The sequence below is a fragment of the uncultured Rossellomorea sp. genome (assembly GCF_947488365.1).
In the GTDB taxonomy this organism is placed as follows: Bacteria; Bacillota; Bacilli; order Bacillales; family Bacillaceae_B; genus Rossellomorea.
This window is the reverse complement of the sequence record NZ_CANKZT010000001.1, coordinates 948,434-962,720: the sequence shown is the minus strand read 5'-3', so window position 1 is coordinate 962,720 and position 14,287 is coordinate 948,434. Positions and strand designations below refer to the sequence as shown.

Sequence of the window (14,287 nt, the reverse complement as noted above, 5' to 3'; positions counted from 1 at the left end):
TCCCCAAAAAAACGGTGATATACTAACGTTACATTCAAAGGAGGCGCATATAAATGGCAATTACACATGCTACTGATCAATCATTCTCAACTGAAACAAATTCCGGACTGGTATTAGCGGATTTCTGGGCACCTTGGTGTGGACCTTGTAAAATGATCGCTCCAGTACTGGAAGAGTTAGATGGAGAAATGGGCGACAAAGTGAAAATCGTCAAAGTTGACGTTGATGAAAATCAGGAAACAGCAGGTAAATACGGGGTAATGAGTATCCCGACTTTAGTTGTCCTTAAAGACGGCGAAGTTGTAGACAAAGTAATCGGTTTCCAACCTAAGGAAGCACTTGCTGAACTATTAAACAAACACGTATAAGAAATTTCAAAACACCGGGGCTGTCATGACAGCCCCGGTGTTTTTTTGTTATGGGTGTTGTGGTTTGGTTCATACGTGAAAGGGTATTGTGGTGCCTGTGTTCACAATTTGGCACAACTAATCTAGAAACTGGCACAACAAACGCCGAAACTGGCACAACAAACGCCGAAACTGGCACAACAAACATCAAAAGTGGCACAACAAATGCCGAAACTTGCACAACCACAACGCTTCACACACTAACCCGATTAAAAATACCCCTAGCTAACCTCAATATCAGTCTTAAAAGCGATTCCTAATCAATAATATGCACGTCCAGAATGTACAAAATCACCAATTCATTAGATGCTTGTCGCCTCAGATCGAGCACTGTCGCTTTTGTTTGAACAAAATTTTCAAAAAACGTTGACTATGAGAATCATTCTCGATATAATTTTAAATGGAAATGAAAATCATTATCATTTATTTATTCAATTCATTCTGGGGGTACATACATATGAAAAAGAGAGACTTATCCAAAATTTTTGCAGCATTTCTTCTAACAGGTTCTGTATTAGCGGGTTGCGGTAGCGCATCTGAAGAACCGAAAGAAGCAGATCAATCGTCTGAAGAGAAGAAAGAAGAACCAAAAGAAGAAGCAAAAGACGAAATGACACTTAATGCAGAATCACAAGTTAAAGCGTATTCAGATATGAAAGCTGAATTAGAGAAGATGAAAGAAGACAAGGAAGTAAATTGGGACACTGTCAATGACATTTATACTTCTGAACTGCAAGCATCGGTAAATGAAGTGAATGGTGAATTTTCTCAAGGGATTGAAGCGGCTATTTCCGGTGGTCAATCAGGTGAGCTTGAGAAAAACGTTGCACGTCAAATCATAGATAAATTAACACAATCGTATTTCTATCAAGTTCAAAAAGGATTACAAGGTCAAGCGGGGGAAGATCTGGAGGCTGATAAAGCGGATGATGCCAAAGCAAAGTTTGCTGAGGTCAAGTACTTAGCAGAAAATGTATTCATCCCTACAGCTGAAAAGCGTGATAGCTTATATGAGTTATCAGGTGAATCCAGCATGGTAGAAACCATTAACAACGGTCTATCTCTACAGGAAGAGGCATTGGCTGATTCAAATGCGGAAGATTTCGCTGTTTATAAGCAAGTGACAGATAAATCGATCTATCAAAGCTATTACCTTGCTTCAAATTCGTATGCTGAAAAAATCAGCAAAGCGGTTGAGGAAGGAAATTCGGAAGAGTTAGCGATTATGCAAGCAGAAGGATATGGTTTCCTCCAGGCTATTAAAGGATCTTTAGCTGGTGGAGATGAGGCGGCTGCGAATGAATTGGATTCCATCTTCTCATTAGAAAATGATCCATCCACGATTGATGCTGAAAAAGTAAATTCACTTTATACTAAAGCAATCAAAGGTAAAGCAGCAGGATATCATGAAGAAGCTGCAGAAGTTGTAGAGTCTGGTGATGTTGCGACAGCAAAAGTAGAGGCAATGGAAGGCAATATGTTTGTTAAAATGCTAGAGGTGAACGTGAAGAATCAACTTGGAGAAGAGAAGTCACAAGAGCTGTTTGATCTTTCTCAAAAATGGTTTGAAGCGATTTCTTCTGAAAAAGCAGATGAAGCGAAACAGTACAGTGAAGCTATTCTTAACATCCTGAATCAATTATAATCTAGTATATAGAGGCTGGCCCGTTAAATGGGGTCAGTCTCTATTTGTAAGTAATTTTTATTCTCCAGTGGGAATTGTGCTAAACTAAACCTATTGTCTAAAAGTCAAGAGAGTGTGATGAAAGTGAAAATAGTGATTACAGGTGGTGCAGGATTTATCGGGATGCACCTTACCAAAAGACTCATGAGTAAGGATTATCAGGTTTCAATCATTGATTGTTTCCATGCTTATTATTCAACCGATCGAAAGAAACAGCATTTGAAAGAGATACAATTCCCTACAGGGGATTTATACGAGGTTGATTTAACAGATCGTGATAAGACCAAAGCAATCATCCATAAATTAAAGCCCGACGCGGTTATTCATTTAGCCGCATTGCCGGGAGTGGCCTATTCATTGGAAGAGCCACTGAAATATGTTGATTATGATATTAAAGCAACGATTAATACAATAGAGGCTTGTGGAGAAGCGGGAGTCAAGCGCTTTTTGTTCGCTTCATCCTCCTCTGTTTATGGAGATGAACCGGGAAGGGCGTTAAAGGAAGAGGATGCAGATGGGAGGACTATTTCTCCATATGCAGCTTCTAAATGGAGTGCAGAAAGCTTCTGCCATATGTATGCACATATGTACGATATGCATGTGAACATTCTTCGTTTCTTTACGGTGTATGGCCCATGGGGAAGACCGGATATGGCGATCCCTAAATTCATATCGAAACTTCTAAAGAACGAGTTCATCTCCATTTTTGGCAGTGATAGTGGACGGGACTATACGTATATCGACGATATCATCCACGGGATTGAATTAACCTTACAAAAGGGAAGAAGAGGAGAAACCTATAATCTGGGAAGTGGTCGGGTAGTGAAAATGACTAGATTGTTAGAGATTCTTCGTACCCATTTTCCTGAAATGAACGTGGACTACGACACGTACCGTATGGGGGATGTTCTTTCTACTCATTCAGATATTTCCAAGGCTCAATCGCACTTGGGATATTTTCCAACCACCACCATTGAAGACGGAATAGGGAATACCATTCTGTGGGCAAAGCAAAATGAGAAGCATTTATAAATCTTTTACGTACATAATCGGAATCGGGATCCTTTGCTACTTTATATGGTTCATTGCAACAGGTTGGGACCATCTGCAGTTTAAACGACTTTTATCTCAACTGATTCTTCATCCCGTCTTGGTGATGTCGGGGATGTTCATTTATGGTTCATCTTTTTATTTAAAAGGCATAGCCACGAAAAAACTATTAGGTGATAGCATCAAGCTTTCCAGTGCCATGTATGGGCTTTGGTACAGCTTGGCACTTAATCATCTACTGCCAGTCAAAGGCGGCGATGTGATTCGTTCGTATATTTTATATGAAAGAGAAGGATTGTCTAAATCAGCTTCGGCACAATCTGTTATTATAGTAAGGTTGATGGATATTCTCTCACTTTGTCTACTGGTGTCATTGGGGATATCGTTTGTAGCATTAGAAAATCCATTATCACCAGATGTCATTTTAGCTGTCGGAGGAATCACCCTGGCGATAGGGGTGGTCTCTTATTACAAACGTCAATTCCTCCATCATCAATGGAATGTCATGCTCTCCCTCATAAAGGGGAGGGGATTTTTCTATGCATTTTTCCTTGTTTTTATTAGTTGGATATTGGAAGCGGCCCTTCTGCTGTCTGTTTGCATCGCAACGAATACAGGAATCTCCACTTTTCAAGGGATATGGGTGAATAGTCTGACCATACTCGGGCAGGTTTTTCAAATTACTCCCGGTGGGCTTGCGAACTATGAAACGATCATGGCTTTTGGTCTCAGCCAATTCTCAATACCGATGGAAACAGGAATGGCAATCGCGGTTTTGACACATGGAATAAAATTCGCTTTCTCATATTCTGTTGGACTATATGCACTATTGAAACATCCTATTTCACCAACTCTTATAAAAAATTTAAGAAAAAGAAAAGGAGGGGCATGAAGTGAAAAGCGCCTCTAAGTTTGAAAAGGTAGCAGCACGCTGCTGGAATTTATTAAATGAAGGAAAGCCCTTCACACCCATTTTTACGGTAGGTACGATGCTTCTCTTTCATCTTGGTGATTTTGCATCGCTATCATTTTGGCTGAATTTCACGATTAGTTTAGCGATCACCCTGCCACTTTTTATATTATTTTTTGTTTATGACTTCCCCTTGTTTTTAAGAAACTATCTGTGGATACCGATTGTGGCTTATTTAATCATTGGATGGGAATGGAATCTCGCGTTATCCCTGTTAGGAATCGGTCTTTACTTTTTCTTCACGATTTTATTCTGGGGAACATTATATTACCACCTCCGCATCGGAACATCGTGGCTCAACTTCACAAGGTTCTGGAAGCTCGTATTGAAGAACAGTGACTCTACAAGTGGTAATGCTCAGGAGCAGCTTCCTAAATTTCTATTATTACTGGCTTACTGGCAGTACACGTACTCACTCCTCGATACAAGCCAGCAGCTGCCAATCGTTCAGTTCTTAAGCTTCTTTGGAGGTCTTCTGGTTTTCACATTCATTCTTCACCGTTATTTATTCGACTGGAAGCCCAAGATGTATGAAGAATATGCTAAAGATGCAGAAGATTGGAAAGAAGATCGGGCAGATCGTGTCGTGGTCATCGTAGTGGACGGAATGAGGAAGGAACGTTTTCAAGAAGCGGAAACCCCGTTTTTGGATTCCCTCAAGGCAGAAGGAACAGAATTCTCCAACATGGAGACGGTCTATCCTGCCCGCACGGTTGTCTGCTTTTCATCCATGTTCACCGGGACGTATCCATACGAACACGGGATCACCTCGAATATGGTTTGGAAGCTGGGGATTAAAGTCGAAAGCATTTTTGACTCTTTACGTAAAGTAGGGAAGAAGGGAAGGCTATTAGGGGTTGCCCATCTGGTCGATTCCATGGGGTCTGACGTTGATACGTTCACAGCCGTCATGCATAACGATAAAGCCGATCCAACAATCATGAAAAAAGCGAAACATATCATGAAAGAGCAAGATCCGGATTTATTCATCGTACAAATGATCGGGACCGATCAAACCGGTCACAGTCGCGGGGTTTTATACGACGAGTATTTACAAAAAATAAATGAAGCAGACCGATTGATTGAAGACTTTGTCCAATGGATGAAAGAGGAAGGCAAGATGGATAACACAACATTATTTATCTGTGCCGATCATGGACAGGCTGATGGAATCGGAGGACACGGACATCTTGATGAAGGAGAACGATTCGTGCCATTTATCATGCATGGACCTAATATCCATAAGGGACGCAAGGTGGAATCAAAGCATAGCCTTGTTTCCATGGCCAGCACCATCGCTCATATTCTGGGAGCACCATTCCCCAGCCATGCACGTGGACCTGTTTTAGAAGAAGCATTTAGAAGAAAGGAAGAACATCGTGAATAAACAGAAGGTTGTTGTTTTTTTGCCTGCTTATAACGAAGAAGAAACCATCGGGGATGTCATCCGTGACATTCCCAGGGAGTTTCATCCTGATGTTCAGGTGGAAGTACTTGTCGTGAATGATGGGTCGACCGATGACACCGTTAAGGTTGCAGAAGAAGCAGGAGCAGACTATATCGTACATATGGAACGTAATTCAGGCTTAGGTGCGGCAGTAAGAAGAGGGTTAAAGGAATCACTGCTAAAAGGGGCGGATATCGGTGTCATGATTGATGCGGATGGAGAATACCCTGCATCTCAAATACCTGAGCTGTTAGAGCCGATCTTTACAAATCAGTCAGATTATACAATGGGATCCCGCTTTAAGGGGACCATCGACGGGATGAGAATCCATCGACGCCTCGGCAATTATTGTTTTACCTTACTACAATGTGTGTTGCTGAGAACCTGGATCTATGATGGTCAGTCAGGGATGAGGGCGTTCTCTAAACAAGTAATGGAACATGCAGAAATCATTCATGACTATAATTATGCTCAAGTGGTGACTCTAAATATCATGCGTAAAGGTTTCAGAATGACGGAGGTGCCGATTGAATATAGAGTTAGGACGAAGGGACAGTCCTTCATCAAGTTCAAAGCCTATATGTTTAATGTGCTTCCGGCTATCGTAAAAGAAATGAAACGGCCTGTTGAAAAAGTGGATATAGATTATAATGTTCACAAAATTTCTGCAACATCCATTGAAGGCCTTTAAAATCGTATTGACAAGTATAATGATAATCATTATCATTGAAAATACAGGAGGATTTCCGTATGAAAAAAAGCCTTTTTTTTAGTCTTTCACTGATATTTATTCTCAATTACATATTTATCCCGTCGCAGGCATCTGCTTATTCTTATGGGGATCCAGGAGAAGAGAAAATCGCTGAAGCGTATAAAGAGCTGGAAAACAGCTTAGCAAATGATGACTGGGATACCGCGAAGAAAATATATGATTCGTATGAAAAGGATTTTGAGCTGTATTTTTCAAAGGTGCAGCCCGACATAAACAAAGCGTTCGAGGAAAAAGACAAGGATCTTTTATTAGAAAGTTGGAGAGCGGCATTGATGCTGAATATCGAAAGAAGACTGCATTTTGCCCAAGAGCAGTTTGATGACTATGGCCAGGCAAAGCTTCTCCTTGCAAAGGCAAGAGGTACCTTTAATGTTTTAGAACCTTTTATGGTGGAAGAAAAGGGCCAGGAAGATGCAGATAAAATCTATGCTTCATTTGATTCTGCGTTAAATTCTTTGGGCAATCCGGGATTGTTTGGAATCGGAAGCAAGGATAATGATCCCGAGGCTTTCGATAAAGAAGTGGAATCAATCATCGATAGCTTGAGACCGTTATTTCCGATTCCTTCTGAAAAAGCGGATGAAAGTCATTTAAACGAGGAGAATCTTGGGTTTTTAGATGGGATTGGTGAAGGAGGAAGTTCCAGCTTCTGGCTTTACTTCTCAATTGCTCTGATTTTGATTCTCATTGTTCTGATTACGATCAATAAGCGTAAAAATAAACAGTAGCACCGAGGTAACAAAGGGGGAAATAAATTGGATTTCCAAGCATTTTTGATCACACTGAGAGAGTCTTTAGAAGCGATTCTTATTGTAGGGCTGATTCTTTCTTATCTTACAAGATTGAAAGCAGACAAATATAAGAAATGGGTATACGTGGGAGTATTGCTTGCTCTTGTATCCAGCTTTTTAGTCGCTTTACTGTTCCAAGTCGTCTTGACAGGTTTTGCAAGCTTTGGAGCGGAAGTATATTTAAAGGTCGGAATCATGTTTGCCTCTGTACTTCTGCTGACTCATATGGTTGGCTGGATGAGGAAACAGTCTAAAGGAATTAACACGGAAATGGAGAAGAAAATCAATGCGGCCCTGACGGCAGGAAGTGTATCCGCCATGATTATTCACTCTTATCTCATTGTTCTTCGTGAAGGTGTCGAAACCGTGTTTTTCTTCGCTGCCATCAGTGGAGGAGACGTAACGAAAGTATTCACAAGTTACGGAGCGCTTAGTGGATTATTACTTGCCATGGTTCTCGGTTATGCGTTCTTCTCAGGTGCAATGAAATTCAAATTGAAAACGTTCTTTAATGTGACAGGTTTGCTGATTATGTTCATCGCAGCCGGCTTACTTGTTCAAGGAGTAGGAATTCTGCAGGATCTTGGGATAATGGGGTCAGTATATACAACAGCAGAAGGAAAACCAGCGGAAGTATATAATCTTGTGGAGATTATGCCTGAACACTTTCAAGATGAGCTTCACTATGAGAGAGACACAGGTAATGAGGTTCTGATCAGTGGTCAAGTCGGTCTGTTCATGGCGGCAATGTTCGGCTATAGCCACAACCCGACGATCGAACAGGTGCTTGCCTATTGGTTCTACTTCGGATTCGTATTCTTATGGATTTACCTGATCCGAACGGATAAACTCATTAACCCATTTAAACGGAAGTCCGTGCCTGCAGGGATCGAACAACAGAAAAAGACAATCAAAAAATCGGATAATGTGAATTCAATAAATGCTTAAATCCCCCTGAACCAACTCATGATTGGAAACCATTCTTAGAAAGCCTTACAATAGGCTAAGAAGGTTTTCAAACTGAGTTGGTTTTTATTTGGAGAGAAACAGGAGAAAATCAATGACCGATAAACATTTGAACAAATGGTTGATTAGTATACTGGTTGTTTTCAGCCTGTACTTTATATACAGACTTATATTGCTTCCGCCCTATGCTTCAAGCTGGGACGAAGTCGATTATGCTCTCGGAGTCATCGAATTTGATTTATTGAAGATGCAGCCTCATTTTCCAGGGTATCCTTTTTTTATTTTCGGGGGAATGATGGTTCACATCTTTATCGATGACCCGGTTCTATCGCTTCAGCTTTTTAATACGATATTGATGGTTAGCTCGATTTTTCCTGTTTATTGGCTATTCGGCCATTACCTTGGGAGAAAAAAGGCCATCATTGCGACGCTTTTCCTATTTTCCCTTTCATATCCGAGCACGATGACCGTTCAAGCAATGAGCGAAGGTGCCGCTATCGCAGTGTTATGGTGGTACTTATGGAGCCTGCACAGGGCTGTCATACTGAAGACGAAGGATGCGGCTGTTCTTCCCATTCTCTTATTCGCCATCTTGATGGGAATCCGGTTATCCTATATCGGTTTTGGTGTGGGGATCCTATACTATTGGTTTGTGTTTTTGAAGGAGAGCGGAAATAGTTCAGAAAAAGTGAAAGCCATCGCTTTTCATCTGATTCTCCTCCTACTCTCTCAAGGGGTATGGCTATCGGCTTTGGCAGCCAATGCAGGAAGTCTCCATACCCTGTTGCAGATTGCCTTTGGGTTTACAGACGGACACTTTACTGAATGGGGAGGAACGGTAGAGCCCGATACAGGATTTTTTGATAGATTAGGGAAATATATATTTATCAATATAGGTTGGAACGGATTATTTACTCAATCACTTTCCATCGTGGTCATCACGTTGCTCCTCTTTCTAGTTACGGGTAAAAATGGAGGAAGGTGGACGAAACCTGGTACAGGCGTTACATTACTCCTGATTGCATTCAGCTCCTATTTTTTCTGGGGCCTATTTGCTCAAAATATTGATAAGCCGAGACATATTCTACCTCTGGCCTTATTACTCGGATTTTTCTTATTAACTGGATGGATGAAAAAACTTAGTACCTTGAAGATGATCATCCTGAGCCTGTGGTTTATTTTGCATATAGGAACAAGTGTGAGTGTGTTGTCAGGCTACCACTCTTCACCACCAGCAGTATATAAAACTGCGTCATTCTTCGAGGAGAAAAATGATGAAATTCCCCTGATAGTGTACACATGGGAAGAAACAAGGGTATACTCGTATCTTGATGTACCGTACTCACATAAGCGCGTGTTAACGTATGCTCAATTTCTTCAAGACATTGAGCATACACAAAAAGAGATCTATCTGACCGATGCAGTGGTTAATGGATTTAAACAACAGGGTATTGAAAACCTTGATCGAAAAATAGAAAAAGTCCAATCATTTCATTCACAGGAGTTATTCGATCCTGTTTATTCAACCATCACAGTCTATAAATGGGTGGACAAGAAGGGAGAGAGACAATGAACCCAACCATAACCAATAAATTAGCTCTATTACCAGATCAGCCCGGATGTTATTTAATGAAGGACAGGCAAGGCACGATTATTTACGTGGGAAAAGCAAAAGTATTGAAGAATCGTGTTCGGTCCTATTTTACGGGTTCTCATGATGCAAAGACTCAACGCTTAGTAGGAGAAATAGAGGACTTTGAATACATCATGACCTCATCTGATCTGGAAGCCCTTGTACTCGAGATGAATCTAATCAAAAAATATGATCCTAAGTACAATGTCATGTTAAAGGATGATAAAAGCTATCCTTTTATTAAAATAACGAACGAAAGGCACCCAAGGCTCATCACTACCCGTAAAGTTCAAAGGGGGAAAGGGCGGTACTTTGGTCCGTATCCAAACGTAGGAGCCGCTAATGAAACGAAAAAGCTGCTGGATCGTTTGTATCCGTTACGGAAATGTTCCACCCTTCCCGATCGGGCGTGTTTGTACTATCACATGGGCCAATGTCTTGCTCCTTGTATTAAAGAAGTGAGCAAAGATACGTACCGTGAAATGACTGACGAAATATCCCGATTCTTAAATGGAGGCTACAAGGACATTAAGAATCAACTAACGGTGAAAATGAATGAAGCATCTGAAAATCTGGAATTTGAAAGAGCGAAGGAATTCCGTGATCAAATACTCCACATTGAAGCGACGATGGAAAAGCAGAAAATGACCATGACTGATTTCACCGATCGCGATGTATTTGGCTATTCGGTCGATAAAGGCTGGATGTGTGTACAAGTATTCTTCGTACGACAAGGTAAGCTTATTGAACGGGATGTGTCACTGTTCCCTCTATACAATGAACCCGAGGATGAATTTCTTACTTTCTTAGGACAGTTTTATTCAAAATCCAATCACTTTAAGCCAAAGGAAATATTTTTGCCTGAAGTGATTGATGAGGAACTGGCTGCTAAGCTGTTAGACGTGAAAATCACCCAGCCAAAGCGGGGGAAGAAGAGAGAGCTGGTGAAGCTTGCTGAGAAAAATGCGAAGCAGGCCCTTGAAGAAAAGTTCGCCCTAATCGAAAGAGATGAGGAAAGAACGATTAAGGCAATTGAACGTCTTGGTGAACATATGGGCATATATACTCCCTTCCGGATCGAAGCATTTGATAACTCGAATATTCAAGGTTCCGATCCCGTGTCTGCCATGATTGTGTTTCTTGACGGGAAACCCGCAAAGAAAGAGTATCGAAAGTACAAAATCAAAACCGTCAAGGGTCCCGATGATTATGATTCCATGCGGGAGGTTGTTCGCAGAAGGTATACGAGAGTCTTGAAGGATGGTCTCCCTTTACCGGATCTCATCATTATCGATGGCGGGAAAGGGCAGATTGAAGCGGCGAGGGATGTCATTGAGAATGAATTAGGTTTGGATATTCCTCTTGGCGGCCTTGCGAAAGACGATAAGCATCAGACGTCAGAACTGCTGTATGGGAATCCTTTGGAAATTGTTCCTCTTGAAAAGCGAAGTCAGGAATTTTATTTGCTGCAACGGATTCAGGATGAAGTTCACCGATTTGCCATCACGTTCCACCGCCAGCTCAGAGGGAAAAGCGCCTTCCAGTCCACCCTGGATGAGATTGACGGCATCGGACCGAAGCGTAAGAAGCAGCTTCTTAAACATTTTGGTTCCATGAAGAAAATGAAAGAAGCGACGGTGGAGGAGTTTATTGAGATAGGGATTCCGGAAGCTGTTGCGAAGGTTTTGAATGAGAAGTTGAAGTAAAGGATATTAGAATCTAAGTGTTGTTGATTATGGTCTTAGTTTACGTGCAATTAGTTGTCAAATTCAGTATGTCTTCCCACTTATCCCATAAAGTCTTTGTTGCATTAGAAGCACAGAGTGGATTGTAGCGGAAGGCACTTTACTCCTGCGGGAAATAGAGGAAAGGTCGAGACTCCGCAGGGCAAAGCCCGAGGAGGCTCGACTTCCTCCCCGCGGAAAGCGAGCACCTGCAGCGGAAATCAACCACCGCATGCTCATTCAATACAGCTCACGAAAGAATAATAAAATGAAATATTGTTTCAATTAGACATTGAATCAATATTTCCCCTGTGCTATAATTAACAAAAATTTATAACATTATCACTTTTTAAAGTGGTGATAGAGGTGCGAGCTTCAAGAGTACAGGCAAAGAGGAGTATGAGCTCCGTTGAGATGCCTGAAAAGGGGAGATTCGCCGAAGTGGTTTCAGTCTCATGCTGATTCCGCTGGTTCTACGTTTAAGAAATGTAGGATTGTCAAGATGATTCAATCTTGGAGAGCTATCTCACAATGCCGATGAACCTATTTTGTTTGTTCTGCTGTATGTTCATAAAGCAATGAGATATTATTCTCATTGCTTTTTTTATTATCCAGCACAGGAACTTTTCTTGGAAAAGAACCTGTTCTATGAACGTGTAGGATGATTGTGATTGTACTCTTCACCATCAAAAAATGAGTCGTGAATTTTCACTCAATGAGAAAGAGGGAGAAGCTGTGAGTATTATTGTTCAAAAATTCGGTGGGACTTCAGTAGGTTCTGTAGAAAGAATTCAAAATGTTGCGTCAAGAATTGCGGAAGAAAAAGAAAGAGGTAATGATGTAGTGGTGGTGGTATCTGCCATGGGGAAAACGACGGATACCCTCGTTGGATTGGCAAGGGAAATTACATCACAACCGAGTAAAAGAGAGATGGATATGCTGCTCTCAACCGGGGAACAGGTGACCATTTCACTCCTTACGATGGCTCTGATCCAAGCAGGACATGATGCCATCTCCTTTACAGGCTGGCAGGCCGGGATTGAAACGGAATCCGTTCATAGCAATGCGAGGATTACCAATATTCATACTGAAAAGATGATGGATCACCTCCAATCCGGGAGAGTTGTGATTGTAGCCGGATTCCAGGGCATGACAGAAACGGGTGAAATCACAACACTCGGCCGCGGTGGATCGGATACAACTGCTGTAGCAATTGCAGCTGCCCTGAAAGCAGAGCGTTGTGACATTTATACAGACGTAGACGGGGTATATACGACAGACCCGCGTTATATTAAAGGGGCAAGAAAGTTACCGTCCATTTCCTATGATGAAATGCTGGAACTGGCTAATTTAGGGGCTGGAGTCCTGCATCCACGGGCAGTGGAATTTGCCAAGAATTATCAAATTCCGTTAGAGGTCAGGTCAAGTATCGAAAAAGTTGAAGGAACGTATATTGAGGAGGAAGCAAGCATGGAACAAAACTTAATTGTGAGAGGCGTAGCCTTTGAAGCTGAAATTACACGTGTCACTGTATTTGGACTGGGTAACGCATTAACTGGACTATCTTCAGTGTTTACCACTTTAGCCAAAAATCATCTGAATGTAGACATTATCATTCAAAGCCAGACCGATCAGAATACGACCAATTTATCATTTTCGATTAAAGAACAGGATTTGGAGGAGACCCTCGCTGTTCTGGAACGAAACAAAGAGCAATTAGGCTTCACCCATGTTGAACATGAAAGTGAGCTTTCCAAAGTATCCATCGTGGGCTCCGGTATGATCTCAAATCCAGGTGTTGCAGCGGAAATGTTCGAAGTATTAGCTCAAAATGACATCGTGGTGAAAATGGTCAGCACCTCTGAAATCAAAGTATCTGCAGTGGTAGACGAGAAAAATATGCAAAAAGCGGCAGGCGTCCTACATACTGCATTTAACCTGGACGCGGTGAAGATGGAAGAAATCACGCTATAATACTAAAGCAGCATAGAACGGGACAAGTGAAAAAGGGTTGCCCCATCAAGTGGGGCAACCCTTTATTAAAGAATTAAAAGTATGTTGTTCAGGACTATTCTACTTTATCTTTTTCGTCCCATCTTACAATCACTTTAACTGAATGACTCCGTTTATGTAGTTCGTCAGCAGCTTCTGCCACACATTTTTTTTGTAACTGTATTTGTTCGGCAAGAAAGCCCGTTTCCAGTTTAAATGTGACATCCGACTTTAAGGAAAGGCGTCGTTCTATCACCGGTCCGCTTATTTCAAAGGTCATCTCATTCTTTTTTTGTTCCAGCAGTGCAAGAGTTCCCCAGCCGGCTTCATCGAAAAACGATACCAGTTCTTCTGATGACTGAAGGGGGAATTTCCGAGAGAGCTGTTTTCCACCCCAGTATAAAATATCGTGTGTATGCTTTCCTAAAATTTCTGGAATCAACATGTCACGTAAAATTTCATATCCGAAGATTGGAACGGACGGTTGATGTACTTCTTCTTTTTTCTGTTCCAAGTAAATCCCCTCTTTCTATAAAACTATTATATACATGAAAAGGGGAATTATCATCCCATACTTCGAAAAAATAACCATGGGATATTTTGGTGGTATAACTTTTATTTGATATTTATTTGAATTTTCGAACATTTAACAAGGCAATACCTCATCTTTTTTGTTATCAATATATTAAAAATATTTTTGCGATATTGTCGAATTTATGTATACGTTTTCTTGACGCTTCCACTCCTTGGGAGTAAAATGAACATGTCACATAATTGTTACAATATAAAATATGTATCGTCGTCTAGTCATTCTTAGAAAATGCATTAGAAAACGAATTCATATTTTATCA

At 41.2% G+C, this 14,287-nt stretch carries 12 protein-coding genes and 1 riboswitch; of the genes, 11 read left to right on the top strand and 1 reads right to left on the bottom strand.

The window, feature by feature from the left end:
• Positions 1-53: 53 nt before the first annotated feature.
• The 11 genes from trxA to Q1B03_RS05055 all read left to right on the top strand — a co-directional run bounded on the left by trxA (position 54) and on the right by Q1B03_RS05055 (position 13,418).
• On the top strand, positions 54-368 hold the full coding sequence (trxA, locus tag Q1B03_RS05105) for a thioredoxin (protein WP_148969866.1): 315 nt from the start codon (positions 54-56) through the stop codon (positions 366-368).
• 496 nt (positions 369-864) lie between these two features.
• Complete coding sequence (locus Q1B03_RS05100) at positions 865-2,052, top strand: hypothetical protein (protein ID WP_299738881.1); 1,188 nt, start codon at positions 865-867, stop codon at positions 2,050-2,052.
• 117 nt (positions 2,053-2,169) lie between these two features.
• On the top strand, positions 2,170-3,123 hold the full coding sequence (locus Q1B03_RS05095) for an NAD-dependent epimerase/dehydratase family protein (RefSeq protein WP_299738879.1): 954 nt from the start codon (positions 2,170-2,172) through the stop codon (positions 3,121-3,123).
• The gene (locus Q1B03_RS05090) at positions 3,107-4,033 is read left to right on the top strand and encodes a lysylphosphatidylglycerol synthase transmembrane domain-containing protein (RefSeq protein WP_299738877.1); all 927 of its coding nucleotides are present in this window, start codon (positions 3,107-3,109) and stop codon (positions 4,031-4,033) included. The genes Q1B03_RS05095 and Q1B03_RS05090 overlap by 17 nt, the downstream gene beginning before the upstream one ends.
• 1 nt (position 4,034) lies before the next feature.
• On the top strand, positions 4,035-5,498 hold the full coding sequence (locus Q1B03_RS05085) for an alkaline phosphatase family protein (RefSeq protein WP_299738875.1): 1,464 nt from the start codon (positions 4,035-4,037) through the stop codon (positions 5,496-5,498).
• Complete coding sequence (locus Q1B03_RS05080; RefSeq protein ID WP_299738873.1) at positions 5,491-6,249, top strand: glycosyltransferase family 2 protein; 759 nt, start codon at positions 5,491-5,493, stop codon at positions 6,247-6,249. Before Q1B03_RS05085 ends, Q1B03_RS05080 begins: the two co-directional genes overlap by 8 nt.
• 59 nt (positions 6,250-6,308) lie before the next feature.
• Positions 6,309-7,058: a hypothetical protein gene (locus tag Q1B03_RS05075; protein WP_299738870.1), complete on the top strand. Its 750-nt coding sequence runs from the start codon at positions 6,309-6,311 to the stop codon at positions 7,056-7,058.
• 27 nt (positions 7,059-7,085) lie between these two features.
• Positions 7,086-8,069, top strand: coding sequence for an FTR1 family protein (locus Q1B03_RS05070; RefSeq protein WP_299738868.1), 984 nt, complete (start codon positions 7,086-7,088; stop codon positions 8,067-8,069).
• A 112-nt stretch (positions 8,070-8,181) separates the two neighbouring features.
• Positions 8,182-9,660, top strand: a complete 1,479-nt coding sequence (locus tag Q1B03_RS05065; protein WP_299738866.1) for a nucleoporin-interacting protein — start codon at positions 8,182-8,184, stop codon at positions 9,658-9,660.
• Positions 9,657-11,426 (top strand): excinuclease ABC subunit UvrC, encoded by a 1,770-nt coding sequence (gene uvrC / locus Q1B03_RS05060; protein WP_299738863.1) that lies wholly within the window; start codon positions 9,657-9,659, stop codon positions 11,424-11,426. Before Q1B03_RS05065 ends, uvrC begins: the two co-directional genes overlap by 4 nt.
• 371 nt (positions 11,427-11,797) lie before the next feature.
• A riboswitch (Lysine riboswitch) is annotated at positions 11,798-11,976 on the top strand.
• A 203-nt stretch (positions 11,977-12,179) separates the two neighbouring features.
• Positions 12,180-13,418, top strand: a complete 1,239-nt coding sequence (locus tag Q1B03_RS05055; protein WP_299738861.1) for an aspartate kinase — start codon at positions 12,180-12,182, stop codon at positions 13,416-13,418.
• A gap of 94 nt (positions 13,419-13,512) precedes the next feature.
• On the opposite strand, the gene Q1B03_RS05050 is transcribed toward Q1B03_RS05055, so the two are convergent.
• Positions 13,513-13,950: a YslB family protein gene (locus Q1B03_RS05050; RefSeq protein ID WP_299738859.1), complete on the bottom strand. Its 438-nt coding sequence runs from the start codon at positions 13,948-13,950 to the stop codon at positions 13,513-13,515.
• Positions 13,951-14,287 lie beyond the last annotated feature (337 nt).